This is a genomic window from Burkholderia sp. AU17457, from assembly GCF_002223255.1.
Classification (GTDB): Bacteria; Pseudomonadota; Gammaproteobacteria; order Burkholderiales; family Burkholderiaceae; genus Burkholderia; species Burkholderia sola.
The window spans coordinates 890,154-913,620 of sequence record NZ_NKFB01000005.1; the positions used below are offsets into that span (position 1 = coordinate 890,154).

Consider the following 23,467-nt stretch of genomic DNA (forward strand, 5'->3'; position numbering starts at 1 on the left):
TCCGATGAGGTTGCCATCCGGCCGGTCGGGCCGGCGGGTGTTGCGGCCGCGAGGTCGCGCAACGGTGGAGCGGATCGTAGATCGTTCGAAGGCGACCCGCCTTCGATATCGGGTCATTGATGATGGAATTCGGGCCGTGAGAAATACGCAGCTAGATCCCTACGAACACATTCCCCGGAGCGTGGTCGTGACCGCCAACGACTTTGCGGCGGGCACGACGTTTCCGGATCACGCACACGTGCGCGGGCAATTCGCGTTCGCGTCGCGCGGCACGATCAGCGTGTCGACGCCGCACGGCCGCTGGCTGGTGCCGCCGCAGCGCGCGTGCTGGGTACCGGCCGGCGTGCGGCACGAAATGACGATGACCGGGCCGGTCACGATGCTCAACGTGTTCGTGTCCGCCGACGCCTCGCAGACGGCCGGCCTGCCGACCCAATGCGGCGTGCATGGCGTGTCGCCGCTGCTGCGGCAGTTGATCGACGATGCGATCGACCTGCCGGCGATGTACGACGTCGACGGCCGCGCGGGCAAGCTGATGGATCTGCTGGTGGCCGAAATCGCGACGATGCCGCGCCTGTCGCTGCATGCGCCGCTGCCGGCCGACGCTCGGCTGGCGAAGGTGTGCCGCCACCTGTTCGCGGCGCCGTCGATCGCGGCCGATCTCGATCGAGTCGCGGCCGACGCGGGCGTGAGCCGGCGCACGTTCACGCGGCAGTTTCGCGCGCAGACGGGCGTGAGTTTTGCCGCCTGGCGCCAGCAGGTGTGCATGTTGGCGGCGATTGCCCGTCTGACCGATGGGCAGCCGGTGACGCGCGTCGCGCTCGATCTCGGCTACGCGAGCGCGAGTGCGTTCACGTCGGCGTTTCGCCGCATTCTGGGCGACACGCCGAGCCGCTATCTGGAGATTCGTCGCTAGGCGCCGGGATCCGGCGCAGGTCGCGCCCAGGCGTGGGTCGCCGTGCCAAAAAATACGCGTCCGCCAACTTCGGCCAGACGCGTTCAAAGGCACTCTGTCTGAAAAAATGCGCGACCGGCCTGTCGGGCAGCGTCGCGCATCGTTCATATCATTGTTGCTTCGTCCGATTCAATCCTGCCGGCTCGTTGCGGATAGCAAAGAATACGCTGCATGACGCGCAAACGATATCGTGTTGACCCCACGATTCATGTGCTGTCGCAGCATGCGTTGCGATTGCGCATTCGATATCGGGGCGGGAAGCCGATAAGGACGTGCATCCGTAGCGCCGCCGGTCACGATGCGGCGCACCATCGAATGCGGACGACGCAGCGCCCCAAAACGCCGCGTGGCGCGATGCCCGTCGGTATCGCGCCACGTGGGGTGCTGTTGCAGGCGAAGCCGGCGAGCGCCGGCGTACGCGTCAAACGTCGAAGAACACGGTTTCTTCCGGCCCCTGCATGCGGATGTCGAAGCGGTAGACGACCGGCCGCCCCGGCTGCGCGTCGCGTTTCGCGACGAGCGTCGCGCGGCGCTCGGCCGGCACCGCGTTCAGCACGGGGTCGGCCGCGTTCGCGGCGGCTTCATCGTCGAAGTACACACGCGTGAACGCATGGGTGAGGATCCCGCGCATCATCACGGTCACGTTGATGTGCGGCGCCTCGTCGGCGGCGACGCGGCCCGGCTTCACCGTCTCGACGACGAAGCGCTGCTGCGGATCGGTGCCCGTGCCGACCCGCGCGAAACCGGTGAAGCCGGATGTCGCGATGTCGTCGCGCGACGCGGGATAGCGGCCCGCGCCGTCCACCTGCGTGAATTCGAGCACTGCGTCGCCCACGACGTTGCCGTCGCCGTCGAACACCTGCCCGACCAGCAGCACGTGCTCGCCTTCGGCGTGCGCGGCGGCGATCGTCGGCGTGAACAGGCTTTTCAGGTCGTAGTCGTATTGCTGCGGGCACAGGCCATACGCGAAGTACGGGCCGACCGTCTGCGAAGGGGTTTGCTTCAGCGTCGTCATGGTTCAGCGCTCCATCGGGGTGGCGTCGCGGCCGCGCAGCACGATGTCGAATTCGTAGCCGAGCGCATAGCCTTCTTCGGTGATGTCCATCGAGAAGCGCGAGATCAGGCGATCGCGCGCGGCCTCGGGCGTGCCCTGGAAGATCGGGTCGTACGCGAGCAGTGGATCGCCGGGGAAGTACATCTGCGTGACGAGACGCGAGCCGAAATAATCGCCGAACAGCGAGAAGTGGATGTGATTCGGGCGCCACGCGTTCGGATGGTTGCCCCACGGATACGCACCGGGCTTGATCGTCAGGAAGCGGTAGCGGCCTTCGTCGTCGGTCAGGCACCGGCCCGCGCCGAGGAAGTTCGGGTCGAGCGGCGCGTCGTGCTGGTCGACCTTGTGCACGTAGCGGCCGGCCGCGTTGGCCTGCCACACCTCGACGAGCGTGTTGCGCACGGGCTTGCCGCCTTCGTCGAGCACGCGGCCGGTGACGATCATCCGCTCGCCGAGCGGCTCGCCGTTCTTCACGGCGTTCTTCGTCAGGTCGTGGTCGAGCGCGCCGAGATCCTCCGCGCCATAGACGGGCGCGTAATGGTCGCGCAGTTTCTCCTTCAGCGGGATCAGCGGGCGGGTCGGGCCGCGCTTCACGGACGAACGGTACTCGGGGTGAACATAGGCCGGATGCGACGGCCAGTCGCGCGGCGTGAGGATCGTGGGGGAATCCATCGGGCGTCTCCTGTCAGTTTTTCGCGAAGTGGACGGCACGACTTTAGCTAATCCGGAAAGTTATGCAAAATGACCTTTTTTCGCGAATCGCATAACCGTTCGTTATGGTGGTGCCCACCATGAAAATTCCGCCGGACAGGAAACCTGTCCGGCGGAAAAAGCGATCGGGCTTCGCGTCGTCGGTGACGACCCCGTGCACGGCCCTCCAGCCAGCCCGTCGCTGTTTTTGTCTTTCGTTCTCGTTGTTATCCGGTCTCCCCGAGCGTGCCCGTCGTCATGGATGACGAGAATCGAACACGATCCCGTCGAATTCGAGCGCCAACGTGCCGCTGCGCAGCAGGGCCGACGGTGTCGACGCGAGGCCGGCACCGAGCACGTCGGTCACGTACTGCGCGCAGAAGCCGCGCCGCGCCCGCGGGTTCAAGCGACTGCCGAGCAGCGTATCGATTCGCTGTTCGGCCAGCGCATGGACGTGACGCTGCGCGTCGGCCGACGCTGCGGCGAGGCGGCGCGCCAGTGCGATGCGTCCGCCGTCGGCGCGGGCGATGAAGCGCGACAGCGGCGTGAGTTTTGTCCACGCGAACGCGGTGGACTCGGCGATCAGCGGTTCGTCGCCTGACGTATCGACGACGATGCCGAAGCGATTGGCCCAGGTGTCGGACGCGTCAGCCGCGGCATCCGGTGTCCCGGCCGGTACGCGGATGAACACCAGATCGCCGACATGTGCGCCGGCGGCCAGCGTGCGCACGGTCGTGAGCGGCATCGTGCGAGCGGTGTCGCGTGCATCGCGCGGGGCGGCGTGGTGCGGTTCGCGGAAGGCAGTGTCGATTCGGGTGGTCATTTCGGCTCCGTCGTTGCGTGACAGGACGGAGCGGATTATGCAGACAAGTAACCAAAAGTGCTGATGTGGATGCGCAAGTAGCCTAATATCCGACTTCGAGCATCATTTTTTGATACCAATATGACCGAGACCGCCCAACTGATCGAAACGCTGAAGCGCCAGCTGAAGGCGCAGGGAATGACTTACCGGGACGTCGCGCGTGCGCTCGACGTGTCCGAGACGAGCGTGAAGCGGCTGTTCGCGAGCGGCCGCTTCACGCTGGAGCGCGTCGCGGAGATCGCGCAGTTGCTCGGCTATACGCTCGCCGAACTCGTGCAGGAAGCGTCGGCATCCGCACCGCGCTTGCGCGTGCTGACCGAGCAGCAGGAGGCGTTGCTGGTGTCGGACGAGAAGCTGCTGCTGGTCGCTGTCTGCGCGGTCAACTACTGGACCGTGCAGGACATCGTGTCGGCCTATCGGCTCACGCAGGCCGAGTGCGTGAAATATCTGCTGATGCTCGACCGGATGAACGTGATCGCGCTGCTGCCCGGCGACCGGATTCGCGTGCGCGTCGCGCGCGATTTCGACTGGCTGCCGGGCGGGCCGATTCGCCGTTACTTCCATGCGCACGTGCTCGACGATTTTCTCGGCAGCCGCTTCGACGGCCCGGGCGAGACGATGACCTTCCTGCAAGGAATGCTGACGGACGCGGCCGCCGCGGAGCTCGAACAGGAACTGCGGCGGCTCAGCAGCAAGGCGGCGGCGCTGCACGCGGAGTCGTCGTCCGCGCCGCTGGGGCAGAAGCACGGCACGGCCCTGCTGATCGCGAAGCGGATCTGGGAGCCGACCGGATTCCACGCGCTGCGGCGCCATGCATGACGTCGTCCCGAACGCTTGGGCCTTTCCGGAAAGTTATGCAAAATGGCGATTCATCGTCCTGCGCATAACCTCTCGTTATGAATAACCGTATCGCCGACGGCCGCGTCAAATTCCGGCACCTGCAGTGCTTTCTCGCGGTCGCGCAGCTGGGCGGCGTGCAGAAGGCGGCGGAAAGCCTGTCGATCACCCAACCGGCCGTGTCGAAGACGATCGCCGAGCTGGAGGCGATTCTCGGCGTGAAGCTGTTCGAGCGCGGCCGGCACGGCGCGCAGCCGACCCGCGAAGCGCAGCTGTTCATGCCTCACGCGAATGCGTGCGTGCTGGCGCTGCGGCAGGGCGTCGGGCTGCTGGCGCGCGAGGGCGGGGCCGCCGCCGCGACGCTGGAAATCGGCATGCTGCCGACCGTCGCGGCCTCGCTCGCGCCGGCCTTGATGAAGGCGCTGACCGCACGCTGGCCGCGCATCGTCGTGCGGATCGCGACGGCCGCGAACGCCGAGTTGCTCGAGCGTCTGAAATCCGGCGCGATCGAATGCGCGATCGGGCGGCTGTCGGAGCCGGAGCGGATGATCGGGCTCGCGTTCGAGCAGTTGTACAACGAGCCGCTCGTCGCGGTCGTGCGCGCCGGGCATCCGCTCCTCGCGAGCGTGGCGCCGGCCGCCGAGCTGGCGCGCTATCCGGTCGTGCTGCCGCCGTTCGGCACGCTGATCCGCCAGTCCGCCGAGCAACTGCTCGGCGCATGCGGCGCACCGCCGCTGGATTCGTTCATCGAGGTGCTGTCGGTATCGGTCGCGCGCGCGCTTGCGCTCGAGAACGACGCGGTCTGGTTCGTGCCGCTCTATGCGGCCGAATACGATCTGTCGGCCGGCGCGCTGGCGCGCCTGCCGCTGCCGTCGGCGGGCACCGACGAGCCGGTCGGGCTCGTGCTGCGTACCGATGCGCAACCGTCGCCGGTCGCTCGGACGCTGATCGACGCGGTGCGCGACATCGCACGGTCGCGGTTCGGCGATGCGCGCCCGCACCGGGCGCCACGCGCGGCGCGCAAGCCTGCTCGCGGCAAGCGTTGATCCACCGGGCCTGGCGGTGCGCCGGACCTCATCTCCTTTCCCTTTCTTGCTGCAGGATTGGCCATCCGGCCAGTAGCCGTCATCGGGGTGCTTGGCATATCGTACCGTTTTTGATACGATGGACGACAAGACGATGGCGAGACAGCAGATTCAGGTCACGCTCGGCGTGCGGTTCTTCCGGACGGCCCGCGGTAACGAGCCGGTGCGCGAATGGCTCAACGCGCTCGGGCGAGTGGAGCGAAGGGCGATCGGCGAAGAGATCAAGACCGTTCAACTCGGCTGGCCGCTCGGCATGCCGCTGGTCCGCAAGATGGCGAAGGATCTGTGGGAGATCCGCGTGGCGGTGCCGGGGCGAAGCGCTCGCGTGATGTTCACGGTCGTCGGCGACACGATGGTGCTGCTGCACGGCTTCTTCAAGCAGTCGCGGGCCACGCCGTCGGACGATCTCGACGTCACCGTCGCGCGCCTGAAAGCGCTGACGCACGCCATCTGAATTCCCCGGTTGCGCCGGAACGCACCGTCTCCGACGGTCGGGCAGCCGGCAACGCCATGCACCTGGAGTACGACATGACGACCACGAACAATCCGCATATCGGCAGCGATTTCGACGCCTTCCTCGAAGCGGACGGCAATCTCGAAGCAGCCACCGCCACCGCGATCAAGCGCGTGATCGCGTGGCAGATCGGGCAGGAAATGAAGGCGCAGCACATCACGAAAACGGCGATGGCCGCGCGGATGAAAACCAGCCGCGCCGCGCTCAACCGTCTGCTCGACGAAACCGACACGAGCCTCACGCTGGCGACGCTCGCGAGCGCGGCCGCCGCGCTCGGCAAACGGCTCAGCTTCGAGCTGGTGCCGGCCTGAGCGGCGCGAACGAACGGCGCACGGCCGGCTCGACGTGATGGTTCGCGCGCCGGGCGCGGCGAGCGGGCCGGCGTCGGCCCGCGGGCGCATGTTGGGTCATTTGCGCGGGCCGGTGATCTGCAGATAAAGCAGCGCGCCGCCCGCAAGCAGCAGCGGGAACAGGAAATACCAGCCGGTCGTCATGAACAGTCCGGCGACCGCAATCAGCGAAATCCACGCGCAGCGATACGCGATGCCGCCACGCGGCAGCAGTTTCAGCGCGGCCGCCGCGCCGAGCCCGTACACCATCACGAAACATCCGGACGTCACGAGCACGAGCGGCTTCGGTCCGACGTCCGACAGCGCCGTGGCGGCCAGTGCGACGGCCGCGAGCACGGCGATCACGCCGAGGCTGCGGCGCGGCACGCCGCCGACCTGGCTGCCTTGCGCGAGCCACGCAGGCAGCGCGCCGTCGCGTCCGAGCGCCGCGCCGAGCTTGGCCGCGCCCGCGAAATACGCGTTCATCGTGCCGAGTGTGAGCAGCAGCGCGGCGGCGGCGGCCAGCACCTGCGCATGGCCGCCGATGCCGCCCGCGATCAGTTCGGCGAGCGGCGCGCCCGATGCGCCCGCGGAAGGCCCGAGCACCGTCACGCTCGCGGCGGCGACCGACAGATACAGGAACCCGACGACCACGACGGCGATCCCGGCCGAGCGCGGCATGTCATGCGCGGGCCGGCGGAATTCGGCGGCGAGATGGGTGATCGCTTCCCAGCCGGCGAAGCTCCATACGAGCAGCGCGGCGGCCTGGCCGACCGCGAGCCAGCCATGCGGGGCGAACGGATGCAGGTTCACGGTGCGCGCATGCGGCGCGGACGCAAGCACCGCGACAAGCAGCAGCGCGACGAGCAGCGCCGACAACACCAGTTGCACGCGGCCCGACACGGTGACGCCGAACGCGTTCGCGGCCGACACGGTCGCGATCAGTGCGGCGGCCGTGATGATGACCGTCGTGTGCCCGCCGCCCGTGACGGCCGCGACGTATGCGCCGCCGAACATCGCGGCCGCCGGTGCGCCGGCCGGCACCGCGAAATAGAAGCACCAGCCGACGATGGCCGCGGCCTTCGGGCCGAATGCGCGCCGCGCGTAGGTCGATACGCCGCCCGCATCGGGATAGCGGGCGCCGAGTGCGGCGAAGGTGGCCGCGAGCGGCCCGGACAGCACGACGAGCGCTGCCCATGCGAGCAGCGAGGCCGGCCCCGCGACTTCGGCGGCGAGTGCGGGCAGCGCGATCACGCCGGTGCCGAGCACCGCGCCGATATAGAGCGCGGCGCCCTGGAAAATGGTCAGCGAACCCGCATGATGAGCAGCGGGCGAATCGGCATGCGAAGGCATGAGCGGCAGTCTCCGGGAGTCTTGTTTTGTGTGGATGACGCGCGAAAGCCCGCGCGGTCGATCGTTCGATGCTACCCGAACGATGGCATCCCCGCGGCCCGGCGATCAGTAGTCTCGTGCCGCATGCGTGTCAGCCGATGTCAGCAGGATCGTGCGAGCCGCAGGCGCGCGTCCTCGCGCGCGGCGGGCGACAGGTCGGGCGCGTAGTGGAACGTACCCGATACCAGCGACGCGACGGGCACGCCGTCGCGGAACAGCACGCGATTGCCCGCCAGCGCCGGCACCTTGTCGCCCGGCAATAGCGTGCCGGCGAGATTCAGCGGATCGGCGCCCGTCACGCATATGTATTGTCCGTCGCCCGGCTGCCGTCGCAGTTCGCGCAGGATCGGGATGGCCTCGGGCAGCGCGAACTGCTCGCCCGCGAGCCCGGCGACGAAGCGACCGCCGCGAATCTCGCCGCGTGCTTCGAGGCGCTGCAGCACGCGCACGAGTTCGCGCCAACTGGGCAGCCAGTCGGCTTCGCGTTCGAGCAACCGCCAGAACACGACGCCATAGCGGCGCAGCAGCGTCCACACGATATGTTCGAGCGCGTCGGGATCGGTCGTGGCGAGGCTGCGTTTCGGCGCGGGCGCGTCGTCGCCCGGCCGTGCCTGACGCTGCACGAGCGCCCAGCGGCCCGCGTCGTCCATCCCGCCGATCAGCGCGCCGCCGCGGCGCGTGCGCGGCGCATAGGTCGCGCTGCGCTTGACGGCCGGCTTCAGCAGCGCGCGCAGGCCCGCGTAGCTGTCCGCATTCACGAGGCCGGCCGACACGAGTTCGCCGAGGGCCTGTTCGAGTTCGACGGGCAGCATGTGCAGATCGTCGAGCAGCGCATCGAAGAACATCGCGCCGTGCGCGGCGAGCGCGTCGCGCACTTGCGTGGCGCGTGCGGACAGCGCCGGTTGCGCGTCGGGATCGCGCAGCGCCTGCCACGCGGAAAGATGGCGGCGGGGCAGCAGCACGATCGGCGTCGTCTTCACGGGCGTGCCGGCCGCGCGCGCCGGCGCGCCGATGCGGGTCCACACCAGCTTGCCCGAGCGGCACAGCTCGTCGAGGCCGCCCGCCGTATAGTCGGTGAGCCGCGCGGGTAGCAGCGCGTCTTCCCACGCGCTTGCCGCGGCCTCGTAGCCTTCGAGCTGTTCGACCACGGCTGCCAGCGCGTCGCGGCCGGTGCCGCGCATGTCGGGTGTCAGGTGCTGCCAGTGGAACAGGAAGCGCATGAAATCGGCGCGCTCGACCGGCTCGATCTCGCGGCGCAGCCGCTTCACCGTATAGCGATGAATGCGCGCGAGCAGATGGCGTTCGCACCATTCGTCGGTCGTCGCGCCCGGCGTGAAGCGGCCGCGCATCACGTAGCCTTCGCGCTCCAGCGCCGCGAGCGCCGTCGCCACCGGCGCGGGCGGCAGGCCGAGCGGCGTGGCGATCGCATCGAGCGTCAGCGGCCCGAAGCCGGTGAGCCGCGCGCGGATCACGTCGACGAGCGCCGCGTCGGCTTCCCACGGCTGCGCGCACGCGGCCGGCACCTTGAGCGCCGGTGTCGCGCGGGCATCGGGGTGCAGCGCGCGGAGGCAGACGAGCCGTTCGACCGGCACCCACAGCGCGGCGCCACCCGGCGTCGCGAGCTTCGTCGCGCGGCGGCGTTCCGCGAGTTCCGCGAGTCGTTCGGGCCAGCCCGCGTGGGTATGCGCCTCGCTGTCGGCGACGCACGCGAGCGTGAGCAGTGCATCGTGCATTTCGTCGGCGTCGCGCACGAGCGGCCACGCTTCGTCGCGCACCGCGTCGATCGCGTCGGCGTCGAGCGCACCGAGATCGTCGGCCGATTCGGGATCGCTCCATCGGCGCGACTGCACGGCCTGCGTGCGGCGCTCTTCCAGCGGCGCGTCGTCGAGGAACGCGTAGGGCTTCGCGTTCAGGATCTCGGCCGCGAGCGGCGACGGCGCGGGCAAGTCGCGCGCGACGAGCTCGATCGCGCCGCTTTCGATCCGGCGCAGCAGCGCGAGCCAGCCGTCGGTGTCCATCGCGTCGTGCAGGCAGTCGTCGAGCGTCTGGTCGACGAGCGGATGATGCGGAATCTCGCGTTCGCCGACGATGTTCTCGAGGCACGCGGCCTGATCGGGGAACACCGTCGCGAGCAGATCGTCGCTCTTCATCCGCTGCAATTGCGGCGCGGTGCGCCTGCCGCCGGTGAAGCGCGGCAGCGCGAGCGCGGTGGTCGCGTTCCAGCGCCAGCGCACGCCGAACATCGGCGCATCGAGCAGCGCCTGGATCAGCACGTGCTCGGCGCTGGCCGAACGCAGGTAGCGCCACACTTCGTCGAGCGCGAAGCTGTGCGCGAGCGACAGCGACAGGATGATCGCGTCGTCCGTCGCGGCGGCCTGCAATTCGAAGTTGAAGTTGCGGCAGAAGCGTTTGCGCAGCGCGAGCCCCCATGCGCGGTTGATCCGGCTGCCGAACGGCGAATGGATCACGAGCTGCGTGCCGCCCGATTCGTCGAAGAAACGCTCCATCACGAGCGTGTCCTGCGTCGGCAACGCGCCGAGCGCGGCGCGGGTGCGCGCGAGGTAGTCGGCGATCTGGCGCGCGGCATCGGGCGACAGGTGCAGATCGTCGACGAGCCAGCGCAACGCGGGCGCGAGGCGGCTTTCGGTGGGGGCGAGCGCGATTGCGGTTGAGGCTTGCGCTTGCGCATTGCTCGCGGCGTTGCCGCCGGCGCGCTTGCGTCCGGCGGTGCCGGCCTGCCGGCCGCCTTCCGCAAACAGCGCGTCGAGCCGCGCACGCAGCCGGCCGACCGCCGCCGACAGTTCGTCGCTGCGCCCGAGCCCCTCGCCGAGCCAGAACGGAATGCTCGGCGATTGCCCCTGCGCATCCTCGACGCGCACGCGGCCCGTTTCCACGCGAATGATCCGGTACGACTGGTTGCCGAGCTGGAACACGTCGCCGGCGAGGCTCTCGATCGCGAAATCCTCGTTGATGGTGCCGACCTGGATGCCCTGCGGTTCGAGCAGCACCGCATAGTCGGCCATGTCGGGGATCGTGCCGCCGGAAGTGGTCGCGGTCATCATCGCGTTGCGGCGGCCGCGCACGGTGCCGCCGACCACGTCGCGGTGCAGGTACGCGCCGCGCACGCCGCGACGGCTCGTGAACCCTTCGGCGAGCATTTTCATCACTTCGTCGAAGCGTTCACGCGTCAGCCGCGCGTACGGCGCGGCGCGCGTGAAGCTCGCATACAGCGCGTCTTCCTGCCATTCCGTGCACGCGACTTCGGCGACGATCTGCTGCGCGAGCACGTCGAGCGGCGCTTCGGGAATCCGCAGCGCGTCGAGTTCGCCGCGCTGCACGCAGTCGAGCAGCGCCGCGCATTCGACCAGTTCGTCGCGCGACAGCGGAAAGAGCCGCCCCTTCGGCACGCCGCCGACATGATGCCCCGAGCGGCCGACGCGTTGCAGGAACGGCGCGATGCCGCGCGGTGAACCGACCTGGCAGACGAGATCGACGTCGCCGATGTCGATGCCGAGTTCGAGCGACGCGGTCGCGACGAGCAGCTTCAGTTCACCGCGCTTCAGGCGCTGCTCGGCGTCGAAGCGGTGCTCCTTCGCGAGACTGCCGTGATGCGCGGCGATTGCATCCTTGCCGAGCCGGTCGGCGAGATGACGCGCCATGCGCTCGGCGGTGCGGCGCGTGTTGACGAACACCAGCGTCGTGCGATGCGCGGCCGCGAGCCCGGCGATGCGGTCGTACACCTGTTCCCACACGTCGGTCGCCATCACCGGTTCGAGCGGCACGTTCGGCAGTTCCAGCGCGAGATCGCGCTCGCGCGTGTGGCCGGTATCGACGATCGCGCAGTCGCGCGGCGCGTCGGCCGGCCCGCCGACGAGGAAGCGCGCGACCGCGTCGATCGGCTTTTGCGTGGCCGACAGCCCGATGCGCGGCAGCGCACGGCCGACCAGCGCGTCGAGGCGTTCGAGCGACAGCGCGAGATGGCTGCCGCGCTTGGACGATGCAAGCGCATGGATTTCGTCGACGATGACCGAGCGCACGTTCGACAGCATCTGCCGCCCCGACGTGGACGACAGCAGCACGTACAGCGATTCGGGTGTGGTGACGAGGATGTGCGGCGCGCGTTTGCGCAGCGCAGCGCGTTCGGCCTGCGTCGTGTCGCCGGTGCGTACCGCGGTGCGGATCGCGGGCACCGGCAGGCCGAGTTGCGCGAGCGATTCCGCGATGCCGGCGAGCGGCGCGTCGAGGTTCACGTGGATGTCGTTCGACAGCGCCTTCAGCGGCGACACGTAGACGACCAGCGTCGCGTCGGGCAGCGTGCCGTCGTGCGCGAGCGCATCGCGCACGAGATCGTCGAGCGCGCACAGGAACGCGGTGAGCGTCTTGCCGGAGCCGGTCGGCGCGGCGACGAGCGTCGAGCGGCCGGCCTTGATGTGCGGCCACGCGAGCGCCTGCGCGCCGGTCGGCGCGGCGAACGTGCGCCGGAACCACGCGGCGACGGCCGGGTGGAACACGTCGAGCGCACGGGCGGCAGGGCGGGTAGCTGTGACGTCCATCGGAACGTTGAAATAGGGTGCGAGCGGGGTGCGAGCGTGCGGACGCGTCGCACGCGAATCGAATCGTCAGTGTGCCAGACGTCGCATGCGCGTGCCGGGCATGCGTGCCGGCGATTTCCATGCAGATGGGGGCCCGCACCGCGCTTTCAATGGACGGAAAGTTGCGTGCCCGCCGGCACGCCGAGCGCGCGCTGAATTGTGTCGAATTGCAACTGGGGGCGAGCCGCTAGACGCGATGCAGCCAGCCGAGCCAGTGTTCGACCAGCGCCGCACGCGACCACAGCGACTGCGCGAGCCACAGCGTGCCGCCCCAGGCGGCGGCCACCACGATCAGGTCGCAATGCCCGCTGTTCCACAGGTTGAGCGAATGGCGCCGCCAGATCCACGGTACGCCGAGCGGATTGGGCCAGTCGGCGAGCAGGTGCATCACGCCGCCGCAGGCGAAACCGAACAGCGGCGCAGCCCACAGCGGATGCGGATGATGAATGAGCCCGTGCCAGCCGAGCGCGAGCAGCGCGACCCAGCCGATACCCCAGTGCGTAAGCGTGCGATGCGTGATCCACAGGCGGCGCTTGCGGCTCCACCAGGCGACTTCGAGCCAGTCGGGCGCGGTGCCGCCCGCGACGCCCGCCGCGAACGCGGCGAGCATGCCCGAGTGCCACGGGCCGGTTGCGCCGGTTTGCGCGACGAGGACGGCGGCGGCGACGCCGGCCGCGAAGCCGGACGCGTGATGCGCATTGTGTGATGCCATAGGGAGCGAGACGAAGAAACGTGAAGCGGCGCGTGCACGAAACGACGATGCGACGCGCAAGCGGGGCGCTATCTTCGCAGATCGGCCTGTGCCGCGCGCGGGACGTTGGCAGATTTTTTTGCGAGCCGTGCGTAGCATGCTGTGCGGTTCGCAACTTTCGGTTTTGTGCACTGCGCGACGGCGCGCGCCGCAGGTGGCGTCGAACGCTCCACGTGCGCGTCGCGGCGCCGCAACGTGACGCGCCGCTCACAAGCGGCACGCTTTCGTCGCGGGCCGCGTGTTCGACCCTTTTTGTCCCCCTATACTACGAAGCCGGCATATGGCCGTCGGCGCGCCAGCGGCCATCCACGGATCAGGCGCTTGTCGTGCCTGAAGGAGATCCACATGGGGGACATGCAATGACTACGCTGAATCGCTTCAAATCAACCGCCGCCGTGCTGGCGACGGTGGCCGGCATCGGTTTCCTGCCGAACGCGCCCGCCTACGCGAAAGGGCCGCAGCCCGCGGTCCTGACGAGCTCGGCGGTGGCGGTCGCCGACAAGTACAGCGCGGATGCCGCGGAGCGGATCTTCAAGGAAGGCGGCAACGCGATCGACGCGGCCGTCGCGATCGCGTTCACGCTGGCCGTCACGTACCCGGAAGCCGGCAACATCGGCGGCGGCGGCTTCATGACGATCTACAAGGACGGCAAGCCGTACTTCATCGATTACCGCGAGCGTGCGCCGCTCGCCGCGACGAAGGACATGTACCTCGACAAGGACGGCAACGTCGTCAAGGGCATGAGCCTGTACGGCCCGCGCGCGGTCGGCGTGCCGGGCACGGTCGCGGGCATGTGGGAAGCGCAGAAGCGCTTCGGCAAGCTGAAATGGAAGCAGGTGCTCGCGCCGGCGATCCACTACGCGCGCGACGGCTTCGTCGTCGACGAACAGCTCGCGCAGCGCGGCGTCGACGCATCGAAGGAGTTCGGCGGCAAGACCAACTTCGACAAGTATTTTTCCGGGCTGAAGGCTGGCGCGAACTTCAAGCAGCCCGATCTCGCCGACGTGCTGACGCGCATCGCGAACGACGGCGCGGAAGGCTTCTACAAGGGCAAGACGGCCGAGCTGATCGCCGCGTCGATGAAGACCGGCGACGGCAACGGGCTGATCACGACCGAAGATCTCGCGCAGTACCGCGCGGTGTGGCGCCAGCCGGTGCAGGCGAAGTGGAACGGCTATGACGTGATCACCGCGCCGCCGCCGAGCTCCGGCGGCATCGGCCTCGTGCAGTTGCTGAAGATGAAGGCCGACCTCAAGCAGGACTTCGAGGGCGTGAAGCTCAACTCGCCGCAGTACATCCACCTCGTCGCGGAAATCGAGAAGCGCGTGTTCGCCGATCGGGCGCAGTATCTCGGCGATCCCGACTTCTACAAGGTGCCGATCGCGCAGCTGACCGACGACGCGTACATCGCGAAGCGCGCGGCCGAGGTCAACCCGAAGGAGCCGTCGGACACGAAGAGCGTGCAGCCGGGTCTCGGCACGACGATGCCGGAGAAGGCCGAAACGACGCACTTCTCGGTGGTCGACAAGTGGGGCAACGCGGTGTCGAACACGTACACGATCAACGGCTATTTCGGCTCGGGCGTGATCGCCGACGGCACGGGCATCGTGCTGAACGACGAGATGGACGACTTCTCCGCGAAGCCGGGCGTCGCGAACATGTTCGGCGTGGTCGGCAGCGACGCGAACGCGATCGAACCGAAGAAGCGCCCGCTGTCGTCGATGTCGCCGACGATCATGACGAAGGACGGCAAGGTGTCGCTGGTGATCGGCACGCCGGGCGGCTCGCGCATCTTCACGTCGATCTTCCAGGTGATCAACAACATCTACGACTTCAAGATGCCGCTGAAGGAAGCGGTCGGCGCGATGCGTTTCCATCACCAGTTGCTGCCGCCGAACACGATCTTCTGGGAGCCGTACCACCCGATCGAAGGCGAACTCGCGAAGCAGATCGAGGCGCGCGGCTATACGCTGAAGGGGCAGGATTTCAGCGGCGACATCCAGGTCATCAAGATCGACGGGAAGACGCCGGAAGCGATGGCCGATCCGCGCGGGCGGGGCGTGACGCGGATTATTCGTTGACGTTGACCGTGAAGCGATGCGCGCGTCGGCGACAGCGGCCGCGCGCGCCGTTCGGCAGCCGGTGTTGCGACCCGGCTGCCGATTTTTTTCAGCCGGTCGTTCGGGTGCAGTCCGCTATCCACGCGGCAATGGCTTCGGGGATATCCCCGAAGCCGCCATGCCCGACGCGGGCCCGCGCGTTTCGCTGCTGACCGGCTTGGCCGCCCGTTTTCATGAATTTGACGCGCGACGCTGGGATAATGGACGAGTTTGGTTGCGTCAATGATGGAAGGAGGCCCCATGGGCGACAACGATACCCGCACCGAGACCGACAACCGCACCGATACGAGCTCGATGGAAGCGCGCCAGCGCCGTTTCGAGGAGGATCTCGTCGACGCCTACGACGAAGAGCTCGAGATGGAGCTCGACGACCGTCGCTTCCACGATGGCGAGGACCTGCTGTTCTCGCCCGAGCGCCGTGAGGCGCGCAAGGAATATTTCCGCGAGCTGTTCCGGCTGCAGGGCGAGCTCGTGAAGTTGCAGGACTGGGTCGTACATACCGGACACCGGCTCGTCGTCATTTTCGAGGGGCGCGACGCGGCCGGCAAGGGCGGTGCGATCAAGCGCATCACGCAGCGCCTGAACCCGCGCGTGTGCCGGGTTGCCGCGCTGCCGGCGCCGAACAACCGCGAGCGCACGCAATGGTACTTCCAGCGCTATGTCGCGCATCTGCCGGCCGGCGGCGAGATCGTGCTGTTCGACCGCAGCTGGTACAACCGCGCGGGCGTCGAGCGCGTGATGAATTTCTGTACCGACGACGAGTACGAGGAATTTTTCCGATCGGTGCCCGAGTTCGAGAAGATGCTCGTGCGAAGCGGAATCCAGATCGTCAAGTACTGGTTCTCGATCACCGACCACGAGCAGGAGCTGCGCTTCCAGAGCCGGATCGCGGATCCGCTGAAGCAGTGGAAGCTGAGCCCGATGGACCTCGAAAGCCGCCGCCGCTGGGAGGCTTATACGGCCGCGAAGGAAGAGATGCTGCAGCGCACGCATATTCCCGAGGCGCCGTGGTGGGTCGTGCAGGCCGTCGACAAGAAGCGCGCGCGGCTGAACTGCATTCACCATCTGCTGGGCCAGGTGCCGTATCACGAGGTGCCGCGCCCGACGATCGACCTGCCGCAGCGCGAGCATCACGAGGATTACATTCGCCGGCCGGTGCCGGACAACATGATCGTGCCGGACGTTTATTGAGCGGTTCGGGTCGGCCGGACCGGCCGCGGGGCGCGCTGCGCAACGCGGCGCGCGTTACTCGTGGATCAGGCACGCGGCGCGGTCGCGGTCGCGATTTTTCACGGGAATCTGTCCGTCCTACAATGCGGGGAAGCCGGAGCGCCCCTGCGTCAGATCGAACAGTTCGGCTCTTGCCGCGGCTTCGGCGGTTTCGGGCAGCTTGATCACGAGCTTCACCGTCATCCCGTACGCGCTGTCCACCAGTTCATAGCCGGCCTGTTCAATCCAGCGGCGCACGCGCGCCTCTTCCGGATAGCCGATCTCGACCGCGAGCCGCGTGTGCCGAATGCGCTCGACGCGCTCGGCATCGAGCAGCGCCGATGCGATCGCATCCGTGTACGCACGCACCAACCCGCCCGCACCGAGCTTCACGCCGCCGTAGTAACGCACGACCGCGCCGAGCACGCCGTCGAGATCGTGATGGCGCAGCACTTCGAGGATCGGCCGGCCCGCGGTTCCCGACGGCTCGCCGTCATCCGACATACCCGACTGGCCGCCCGCCAGCAATGCCCAGCACACGTGGGTGGCCGCCGGATGCTCGTCGCGCAGGCGTTGCAGGACCTGCATCGCGGCATCGCGGTCCTCGACCGGAACCGCGTACGCGATGAAACGGCTCTTGCGGATTTCGAGTTCGCGGATGTAAGAGGTGGCGAGCGAGTAACTCATGCGTCGCGACGCGGAAAGTGTAGGGAAATCAAGACGATGATGGCTGGTCGATGCGTTTGACGTGGGCCCGTGGACGATTGGATATCGTCTGCATAAGCGCGGGTCGAAGACGGAATTTTACCGTGGCGCGCATCGAAGCATTGCGATGCCGCGCGCGACATCAACGCACACCGACCGACGACCGTAGCGCGGCGCCCAGCGTACGCAGCGCCTGCCGGGCGCGCGCATCGGTCAGGCTCGAGTAAAGCACCACGTCGCGCGTCGGCAGCGGCGGCAGCCCGTAGCGCATCCCCACGTCGACGGTGCCGGCGGGCGCGACGCGATGCCCGAGCGCCGCGACGGCCAGGCCCGCGGATACCGCCGCGCCGATCGTCGCCACGCCGCCGCCGACAAAAACCTCCGTCCACGCGACACCGGCTTCGTCCAGCGCATCGACCGCCATGCGGCGCACGCTGCACGGCTCGGCCTGCGTCGCGAGCCGCAGCGGTTGCGGCGGATGGTATTCGAAATCGGCCGCCGCCATCCAGCCGAACGACTCCGACAGAATGGTTTCGCCGTCGAGCCGCCGGCTGTCGTGCTGCAGCGCGACGGCTGCATCGAGCTGGCCGCGATCGAACGCATCGAGCACGTCGCGCGACGCGGCGACGCGGATTTCCAGCACCAGCGCCGGCTCGGCTTCGCTCATCCGCCGCAGCAGCATCGGGAGATCGGCGCCGACGACGTGGTGGCTGACGCCGATCACCAGCCGTCGCTGGCTCGTGCCGAACGCGCTGATTGCGCCATGGTGAGCGGCCACCAGTTCGCGCGCCGGCTCCAGGAACGCGGTGCCGTCGGCCGACAGGCGAACCTGCCGCGGCGTGCGTTCCAGCAGGCGGCGGCCGAGCCCGTCTTCCAGCCGCTTGATCTTCAGGCTCACCGCGGACTGCGTGGTGTCCAGCGCTTCCGCGGCCCGCGTGAAGCTCTTGAGGTCGGCGGTCAGCACGAAGGCCTGCACGGCCTCGATGTCGAGCGTTTTCATCGCATCCTCATTCATTTAAAAATCGAATCATTGAAATATTCTGACATCGTATTTTCAAATGGCTCAAGGTCTTCTACGCTGCGTTCATGCCGTCCGTTTCTTTCGCCAGGAGCCGATCATGCTGACCGCGTACTACGTGCACCGCCTGCCGGCGGACTACGACCTCGGCATCATCCGCCGGCGCGTGCGCGAGCGCGGCCGCCTATGGGACGACACGCCGGACCTGCTGTTCAAGGGATTCCTGCTGCGCGAGGCAGGCCGCCACGGCGCGACGGAAAACGGCTACGCGTCGTTTTACCTGTGGCGCAACGAACAGGCGTTCGCGCGGTTCGTGACGGACGGCCGCTATCGGGTCGTGACGGACAGTTTCGGCCGTGCGCCGATCGACACCCGGGTTGCGCTCGACGCGCGCAAGGGCAGTGCGTCGACGGGACGCTTCGCGCGTCTGGAAACGATCGAGATTCCGGAGGATGCCGATCTCGATGCGGCCCTGGCGCGGGAGATCGAACGCAATCGCGAAGCGGCGACACGGCAGGGTGTGGTCGCGGCAACCGTCAGCCTCGATCCGCTGCGCTGGCGGCTGACGCGTGCGCTCGTGACGGAACATGAGCCGGACGACGGCGGCGCAGGTACGGTGTACCAGGTCCTGCATCTGGCGAGGCCGCTGCTCGACACGCTGGAAGCGGGCGGTGCGTGATGGCCGGCATCGTGTCGCGATTGCCGGCCGGCGTGGTGGTGGCCGCGCATCTGGCGGGTGTGGTGGCCGGCATCGCCGCGATTGCGGCGCTTGCGACGATGCTGGCGCTGCTGTTCAGATAAGGCGCTTCGGCGCAGTGGTGGTTCAGAAGGGGCGCCGCGCATGCGATGCGCGGCGCCCCCGGTCGCTTCATCGTCGCTTGCTCAGTGGCCCTGCAAGCGGATATCGCGCGACGACGCGCCGACATACACGGTCCCGCCCGGGACGACGCGCCAGCCGTTGCGCGCCGTATCCCACACGCTCTGCATCCGCGGCGACACGGTCACGCGCACGCGCCGTGCCTCGCCAGGAATCAGCCGGATCTTTTCCCAGCCGACCAGCCGCTTCGGCGGCTCGTCCTTGTACGGCACGCCGAGATAGACCTGAGGTGTTTCCGCGCCGGCCACGCGCCCGTCGTTGCGCACGGTAAACGCGACGCTCAGCGAGCCGTCCCATTGCTTCGACACCGACAGACCCGAATACGCGAAGTGCGTATACGACAGGCCGTAGCCGAACTCGAACATCGGCTTGATGTTGCGTGCGTCATACCAGCGGTAACCCATGTTCAGCTTTTCCGCATACACCGGGTCGGTGTCGAACGTGCCGTTTTGCCCCCACGTCGGCGAGTCCTGATCGCGCGCCGGGAAAGTCACGGGCAGCTTGCCCGACGGATTGACCGCACCGAACAGCACGTTCGCGATCGCCTTGCCGCCGGCTTCGCCCGGATACCACGCCTCGACGATGGCCGACACGTTGTCCTTCCACGGCATCAGCACCGGGTTGCCGCTCTGGACGACGACGATCGTATGCGGATTCGCGCGCGCGACGGCTTCGACGAGCGCATCCTGGTTCGACGGGTTCGCGAGGCTCAGGCTCTGCAGATCGCCGAAATCCTCGCCGGCCGGCTGCGCGACCACGACGATCGCGACATCCGAGCGGCCCGCGAGCGCCGCGGCCTGATCGATTTCCTGCTGCGTGTACGCGCGGAACGGCGACTGCTGGTCGCTGTTGCCTGCATACGTGACCTGTGCGGCCGGCGCCAGCGCGCGGATCGCCGCGACGATCGGCACGTCGACCTTGAGCCACGGATTGCGCCACCAGCTGCACCCGGTCGACGATCCGAACGTCAGGCCGCCGCAGCCGGCGAACGAACCCGATACGGGATCGCGCGTGTTGCCCGAGCCGCCGCCGGACAGCACGGCCGCATCCGCATGGCCGCCGATCACGGCAATACGCGACAGCGCCGACGCGACCAGCGGCAACTGGTTGCCGTCGTTCTTCAGCAACACGATCGACTGCTCGGCGGCCGCCTGCGCGAACCGGTTGCCGGCCGCGAAATCGATCGTGCCGCCGCCCTGGGCCGGATCGTCCATCACGCCGACACGGATCATCACCGCGAGCTTGCGGCGCACCATGTCGTCGAGGCGCGCGGTCGACACCGAGCCGTTCGCGATCGCCTGCTTGACGGCCGCCGGCGTCAGGTACACGCTCGGCCCGACGTCTTCTTCCTCGTCGAGCCCGGCGTTGATCGCGGCGGCGGTGCTGTGCGTGGCGCCCCAGTCGGACTGCACCTGGCCCTGGAAGCCCCACTCGTTCTTCAGCACGTCGTTCAGCAGGTGAGGGTTCTCGCACGCATAGGTGCCGTTCAGGCGGTTGTAGCTGCACATCACGCTGCCGGGCCGCCCTCGCTTCGCGGCTATCTCGAATGGCAACAGGTACAGCTCGCGCAGCGTACGCTCGTCGATCTGCGTATTGCCGCCCATCCGGCCGTGTTCCTGCTCGTTGCCCGCGTAGTGCTTGATCGTGGCGATGACTTTCTGCCGCTGCGTGGCGAGCGTGCGTTCGGCGAGCAGGTCGCCGGCGAGCAGCGGATCCTCGCCGAGATACTCGAACAGGCGGCCGCCGCGCGGCTCGCGCGCGAGGTTGGTGCCGCCGGCGAGGCCCATGCCGAATCCTTGCGCGCGCAACTGGATCGCGACTTGCTTGCCGAAGTCGTACGACAGCCGCCGATCCCAGCTCGCGGCGACCGCGATCGTGGCCGGAAACGTCGTGCTGGCTTGCGACGTGCTGCCGGAGCCGGTTGCCGAATCGACCATGTTGAGATCGGGAATGCCGAGTCGCGGCACGCCCTGGATGTAGCCGGCGCCGCCGCCCGGCACCTTCGACATTTCGTATTGCGAATGAATGAATTGAAGTTTTTCGTCGAGCGTCATCTTGCGCACGAGCAGGTCGGCGCGCCGTTGCGCGGCGGCCGACGCGAACGTGTCGGTGGCGTCGGCCTGCGCGTTGAAATCGGCGTCGCCGGCGTAGGCGGTGGTGCAGAGGGTCGCTGCCAGCACGACGGCCGGCCAGAGTGTGTCCCGCATGTTGCTCTCCATGATCGTATTGCCGGTTGTTCGAATGATGTCTGGAGCTGCGTACATCCGGTGGATTCGCACCGGACGCATTCGGCTGACGATGCAGGGTGGTTGCGCGTCGGCATGCCAGCCAGGCGGGGAATCGTTACGGCCGGTTGGGCTCGATCGTCAATGCGGGCGGCGACGCGGACCGCCCGGCACTGTCGAATCGGGTGTAGCGATTCTCTGCTGCGACCAATGGTATGAATGTAGTTTGACTACAGCATCGGTGTTTCTACCGATCCGTGTGATCTTTATTTCGTAGGGGCGCGCGGCGAGGCGGAAAGGCAGTCATCGTTGCCGATCGGGCATGCGCGGCGGAGTAAGAAGTACCTGGGTGCGCGAGCGTGCGGCACGGTTTGTTGCGTCCGCATCGAACGGGACATCGCCGGATGCAAGTCGCCCCGTGGGGAAACTCGGGCGGCACCGACGGTGCGCTAGCTGCGTCGAGCGACGGGACTACCGGGCATCGGAATCCCGGCGCGGTAGACGACGGTTGCGAGTGCCGCGGCGACCACGGCCTCGGCCGTCAGCACGGCGACCGCGGCGCCTTGCTCGGCGAAATACTTGGCGAGCACGGGTACCAGCACGATGTTCAGAATGCCCGATGACATCAGGATTCGCGTGAATGCCGACTTCATCCCGAGCGGCAGCATCGTCTGCACACCGAACAGGTCGGTCATGCCGGCCATGAACGGAATGAAGGCCATCCAGCGCAGCACCTGGACCGTAGGTTCGTACGAAGGGCCATACAGGATGCGCACGGCCAGCGGCGCGCCGAAGAAGATCACGAGCGAGATGCCGAGCACCATCGCGACCTGGATGACGAACAGCTTGCGCAGGAACGAGAACGCATCGTTGCGCGCGTGCCGCATCAGGTAGCTGATGCGCGGATAGGTGGCCGCCTTCAGCGGTTGCAGCATGCTGAGCGCCGCGCGGATCAGCTTGTCGCCGGCGGCGAAGTAGCCCGCCGCGACGTTGCCCGATACGAAGCCGAGCAGCACGGTGTTGGTCGACGCATAGAACGCGATCGACGTGGACGCGAGAAACACCTGCCAGCCGCCTTTCAGCGATTCGGCGATGTCGGTCGCGCCGACGCGCACGAAGTCGATTTCACGGTTGAAGTACAGATAGGCAGCCAGTGCGATCGCGGACAGCGTCGGTACCGCTGCGTTGACGATCATCGCGCGGTCGATGTCCGCCGGGCTGTGCACGAGCGCGAACATGGCCGGCAGGCTCAGGATGCGCCCGATGAACAGGATCATGCTGAGCGCGCGCAGCTTTTCCATTCCCTGGAAATACCAGCCCGGTGTGAACGCCACGCCGGCGACCATCCCGAACCCGATCAGCAGCAGGTCGCGGTCTTCACCGAAGCGCTCGACCGCAAAGGTCAGCGCAACGAGCACGATGAAGCAGATCACCGCGATGCCGATCTGCGCGTATAGCGTCGCCCAGAAGATGCGCGAGCGTTCGGCGCGGTTGTCGCGCGCGAGCGCGATGCGTGGCGTGGCGGTCAGGTCGAAACTGTAGCTCGTGCAGTTGGTGAGATACGCAATGACGGCGAGCGAGAACGCGAGCTGCCCGTAGCCTTCGGGCCCGAGGGCGTGCGTCAGCAGCGGTGCGATCAGGAGCGGCACTGCGTACATCGAAATCTGCAACGTCAGCAGCAGCAGGAAATTCTTCTTGAGGTTTGACATTCGCTCGGTCGGCGCCGTGAGTGTCGCAGTGCGGCGGCATGGGGCCGCGGTGCGCGTGCATCCGGTCGGCGCTGACCCGGGTTGCATGGGTTGGTGGCGCGTCCGGCGTCGCCGGGCACGGCCACATCACATCGTATGGCGGCCATGATACGGGCCGCGCGGGACGACTATGTTCGCGAGCCTACCGTTCGCGGATTCCGTTCGTGCGCGCGGCGTGAATCGCGGCACGGCGCGCGTCGTGGTGCGTTGTCGTCTCGCGACGGCGATGAATCTATTTGTAAGCTGCCGCACCGAAGGGCGCCCGAACCGAGTGCTTTAATCGATCGCACTGTTTTGGTTCACGGTGCAAACCGCCTGACGATGCCTCGGGCACGCAACATCACCTCCCGTGGGCGTGGGGAGCAGGGCAACGCATGGAACCGGGCGGGCCGCGCAGGGGCGCGGCGGGGCCGCTGCCGCGCGTTCATCGACGAGCCGCACGAGCGTGGATCGCTCGTTCCGGTTGCGCGGCCCGAACGCGTGTCCGCGTCCGATAAAAATACC

At 67.9% G+C, this 23,467-nt stretch carries 19 protein-coding genes; 9 read left to right on the forward strand and 10 right to left on the reverse strand.

Translation table 11 applies throughout. From position 1 onward, the window contains the following. Positions 1 to 136: 136 nt before the first annotated feature. The gene (locus CFB49_RS21275) at positions 137 to 916 is read left to right on the forward strand and encodes an AraC family transcriptional regulator (protein ID WP_089492236.1); all 780 of its coding nucleotides are present in this window, start codon (positions 137 to 139) and stop codon (positions 914 to 916) included. A 460-nt stretch (positions 917 to 1,376) separates the two neighbouring features. Here the strand turns inward: CFB49_RS21275 and pcaG are convergent, their stop codons facing one another. The 3 genes from pcaG to CFB49_RS21290 form a co-directional block, all read right to left on the reverse strand. Beyond that, positions 1,377 to 1,970 carry a protocatechuate 3,4-dioxygenase subunit alpha gene (gene pcaG / locus CFB49_RS21280; protein WP_069616371.1) on the reverse strand — a complete coding sequence of 198 codons (594 nt, stop codon included), beginning with the start codon at positions 1,968 to 1,970 and terminating at the stop codon, positions 1,377 to 1,379. A gap of 3 nt (positions 1,971 to 1,973) precedes the next feature. After that, a complete protein-coding gene (gene pcaH, locus CFB49_RS21285) occupies positions 1,974 to 2,681 on the reverse strand; it encodes a protocatechuate 3,4-dioxygenase subunit beta (RefSeq protein WP_069616372.1) in 708 nt (235 codons plus the stop codon). A 274-nt stretch (positions 2,682 to 2,955) separates the two neighbouring features. Beyond that, positions 2,956 to 3,522, reverse strand: a complete 567-nt coding sequence (locus CFB49_RS21290) for a YiiX/YebB-like N1pC/P60 family cysteine hydrolase (protein ID WP_089492237.1) — start codon at positions 3,520 to 3,522, stop codon at positions 2,956 to 2,958. A 120-nt stretch (positions 3,523 to 3,642) separates the two neighbouring features. Between CFB49_RS21290 and CFB49_RS21295 the strand changes: the two genes are divergently transcribed. The 4 genes from CFB49_RS21295 to CFB49_RS21310 all read left to right on the forward strand — a co-directional run bounded on the left by CFB49_RS21295 (position 3,643) and on the right by CFB49_RS21310 (position 6,308). Next, entirely contained in the window at positions 3,643 to 4,380 is a 738-nt protein-coding gene (locus CFB49_RS21295) for a helix-turn-helix domain-containing protein (protein WP_089492238.1), read from the forward strand. 77 nt (positions 4,381 to 4,457) lie between these two features. Next, entirely contained in the window at positions 4,458 to 5,444 is a 987-nt protein-coding gene (gene pcaQ / locus CFB49_RS21300; protein WP_089492239.1) for a pca operon transcription factor PcaQ, read from the forward strand. Positions 5,445 to 5,577: 133 nt separating this feature from the next. Further along, positions 5,578 to 5,937, forward strand: a complete 360-nt coding sequence (locus tag CFB49_RS21305; protein WP_069616582.1) for a type II toxin-antitoxin system RelE/ParE family toxin — start codon at positions 5,578 to 5,580, stop codon at positions 5,935 to 5,937. A 74-nt stretch (positions 5,938 to 6,011) separates the two neighbouring features. Beyond that, positions 6,012 to 6,308, forward strand: coding sequence for an XRE family transcriptional regulator (locus CFB49_RS21310; protein ID WP_012338300.1), 297 nt, complete (start codon positions 6,012 to 6,014; stop codon positions 6,306 to 6,308). Positions 6,309 to 6,404: 96 nt separating this feature from the next. Here CFB49_RS21310 and CFB49_RS21315 read toward each other — a convergent pair whose 3' ends face one another. The 3 genes from CFB49_RS21315 to CFB49_RS21325 all read right to left on the reverse strand — a co-directional run bounded on the left by CFB49_RS21315 (position 6,405) and on the right by CFB49_RS21325 (position 13,022). Then, entirely contained in the window at positions 6,405 to 7,679 is a 1,275-nt protein-coding gene (locus CFB49_RS21315) for an APC family permease (RefSeq protein ID WP_089492240.1), read from the reverse strand. A 140-nt stretch (positions 7,680 to 7,819) separates the two neighbouring features. Beyond that, on the reverse strand, positions 7,820 to 12,271 hold the full coding sequence (locus CFB49_RS21320; RefSeq protein ID WP_089492241.1) for a DEAD/DEAH box helicase: 4,452 nt from the start codon (positions 12,269 to 12,271) through the stop codon (positions 7,820 to 7,822). Positions 12,272 to 12,497: 226 nt separating this feature from the next. Beyond that, positions 12,498 to 13,022 carry a metal-dependent hydrolase gene (locus CFB49_RS21325; RefSeq protein WP_069616378.1) on the reverse strand — a complete coding sequence of 175 codons (525 nt, stop codon included), beginning with the start codon at positions 13,020 to 13,022 and terminating at the stop codon, positions 12,498 to 12,500. 398 nt (positions 13,023 to 13,420) lie between these two features. Between CFB49_RS21325 and ggt the strand changes: the two genes are divergently transcribed. Together ggt and ppk2 are read left to right on the forward strand one after the other, a co-directional pair. After that, a complete protein-coding gene (ggt, locus tag CFB49_RS21330) occupies positions 13,421 to 15,142 on the forward strand; it encodes a gamma-glutamyltransferase (RefSeq protein WP_089492242.1) in 1,722 nt (573 codons plus the stop codon). Positions 15,143 to 15,421: 279 nt separating this feature from the next. Continuing rightward, complete coding sequence (gene ppk2, locus CFB49_RS21335; protein ID WP_069616380.1) at positions 15,422 to 16,372, forward strand: polyphosphate kinase 2; 951 nt, start codon at positions 15,422 to 15,424, stop codon at positions 16,370 to 16,372. Positions 16,373 to 16,489: 117 nt separating this feature from the next. Here the strand turns inward: ppk2 and CFB49_RS21340 are convergent, their stop codons facing one another. Together CFB49_RS21340 and CFB49_RS21345 are read right to left on the reverse strand one after the other, a co-directional pair. Continuing rightward, positions 16,490 to 17,077: an IMPACT family protein gene (locus tag CFB49_RS21340; RefSeq protein WP_069616381.1), complete on the reverse strand. Its 588-nt coding sequence runs from the start codon at positions 17,075 to 17,077 to the stop codon at positions 16,490 to 16,492. 160 nt (positions 17,078 to 17,237) lie between these two features. Further along, a complete protein-coding gene (locus CFB49_RS21345) occupies positions 17,238 to 18,095 on the reverse strand; it encodes a LysR family transcriptional regulator (protein WP_069616583.1) in 858 nt (285 codons plus the stop codon). A 118-nt stretch (positions 18,096 to 18,213) separates the two neighbouring features. Between CFB49_RS21345 and CFB49_RS21350 the strand changes: the two genes are divergently transcribed. After that, positions 18,214 to 18,792, forward strand: coding sequence for a DUF4865 family protein (locus CFB49_RS21350; RefSeq protein ID WP_179234928.1), 579 nt, complete (start codon positions 18,214 to 18,216; stop codon positions 18,790 to 18,792). Next, a complete protein-coding gene (locus CFB49_RS36845) occupies positions 18,792 to 18,914 on the forward strand; it encodes a hypothetical protein (protein ID WP_256121801.1) in 123 nt (40 codons plus the stop codon). Before CFB49_RS21350 ends, CFB49_RS36845 begins: the two co-directional genes overlap by 1 nt. 81 nt (positions 18,915 to 18,995) lie before the next feature. On the opposite strand, the gene CFB49_RS21355 is transcribed toward CFB49_RS36845, so the two are convergent. Together CFB49_RS21355 and CFB49_RS21360 are read right to left on the reverse strand one after the other, a co-directional pair. After that, entirely contained in the window at positions 18,996 to 21,197 is a 2,202-nt protein-coding gene (locus tag CFB49_RS21355; RefSeq protein WP_089492803.1) for a glycoside hydrolase family 3 C-terminal domain-containing protein, read from the reverse strand. Between the two features lie 467 nt (positions 21,198 to 21,664). Further along, positions 21,665 to 22,924 (reverse strand): oligosaccharide flippase family protein, encoded by a 1,260-nt coding sequence (locus tag CFB49_RS21360; RefSeq protein ID WP_089436352.1) that lies wholly within the window; start codon positions 22,922 to 22,924, stop codon positions 21,665 to 21,667. Positions 22,925 to 23,467: the final 543 nt, after the last annotated feature.

What these genes read in the sequence shown, in the direction of transcription:
- CFB49_RS36845 (WP_256121801.1), top strand. Translation starts at nt 18,792, where the DNA reads ATGGCCGGCATCGTGTCGCGATTGCCGGCCGGCGTGGTGGTGGCCGCG.
- ppk2 (WP_069616380.1), top strand. Translation starts at nt 15,422, where the DNA reads ATGGGCGACAACGATACCCGCACCGAGACCGACAACCGCACCGATACG.
- CFB49_RS21360 (WP_089436352.1), bottom strand. Translation starts at nt 22,924, where the DNA reads ATGTCAAACCTCAAGAAGAATTTCCTGCTGCTGCTGACGTTGCAGATT.
- CFB49_RS21305 (WP_069616582.1), top strand. Translation starts at nt 5,578, where the DNA reads ATGGCGAGACAGCAGATTCAGGTCACGCTCGGCGTGCGGTTCTTCCGG.
- CFB49_RS21345 (WP_069616583.1), bottom strand. Translation starts at nt 18,095, where the DNA reads ATGAAAACGCTCGACATCGAGGCCGTGCAGGCCTTCGTGCTGACCGCC.
- CFB49_RS21355 (WP_089492803.1), bottom strand. Translation starts at nt 21,197, where the DNA reads ATGCGGGACACACTCTGGCCGGCCGTCGTGCTGGCAGCGACCCTCTGC.
- CFB49_RS21350 (WP_179234928.1), top strand. Translation starts at nt 18,214, where the DNA reads ATGCTGACCGCGTACTACGTGCACCGCCTGCCGGCGGACTACGACCTC.
- CFB49_RS21290 (WP_089492237.1), bottom strand. Translation starts at nt 3,522, where the DNA reads ATGACCACCCGAATCGACACTGCCTTCCGCGAACCGCACCACGCCGCC.
- CFB49_RS21315 (WP_089492240.1), bottom strand. Translation starts at nt 7,679, where the DNA reads ATGCCTTCGCATGCCGATTCGCCCGCTGCTCATCATGCGGGTTCGCTG.
- CFB49_RS21340 (WP_069616381.1), bottom strand. Translation starts at nt 17,077, where the DNA reads ATGAGTTACTCGCTCGCCACCTCTTACATCCGCGAACTCGAAATCCGC.
- ggt (WP_089492242.1), top strand. Translation starts at nt 13,421, where the DNA reads ATGACTACGCTGAATCGCTTCAAATCAACCGCCGCCGTGCTGGCGACG.
- CFB49_RS21310 (WP_012338300.1), top strand. Translation starts at nt 6,012, where the DNA reads ATGACGACCACGAACAATCCGCATATCGGCAGCGATTTCGACGCCTTC.
- pcaH (WP_069616372.1), bottom strand. Translation starts at nt 2,681, where the DNA reads ATGGATTCCCCCACGATCCTCACGCCGCGCGACTGGCCGTCGCATCCG.
- CFB49_RS21320 (WP_089492241.1), bottom strand. Translation starts at nt 12,271, where the DNA reads ATGGACGTCACAGCTACCCGCCCTGCCGCCCGTGCGCTCGACGTGTTC.
- pcaG (WP_069616371.1), bottom strand. Translation starts at nt 1,970, where the DNA reads ATGACGACGCTGAAGCAAACCCCTTCGCAGACGGTCGGCCCGTACTTC.
- pcaQ (WP_089492239.1), top strand. Translation starts at nt 4,458, where the DNA reads ATGAATAACCGTATCGCCGACGGCCGCGTCAAATTCCGGCACCTGCAG.
- CFB49_RS21295 (WP_089492238.1), top strand. Translation starts at nt 3,643, where the DNA reads ATGACCGAGACCGCCCAACTGATCGAAACGCTGAAGCGCCAGCTGAAG.
- CFB49_RS21325 (WP_069616378.1), bottom strand. Translation starts at nt 13,022, where the DNA reads ATGGCATCACACAATGCGCATCACGCGTCCGGCTTCGCGGCCGGCGTC.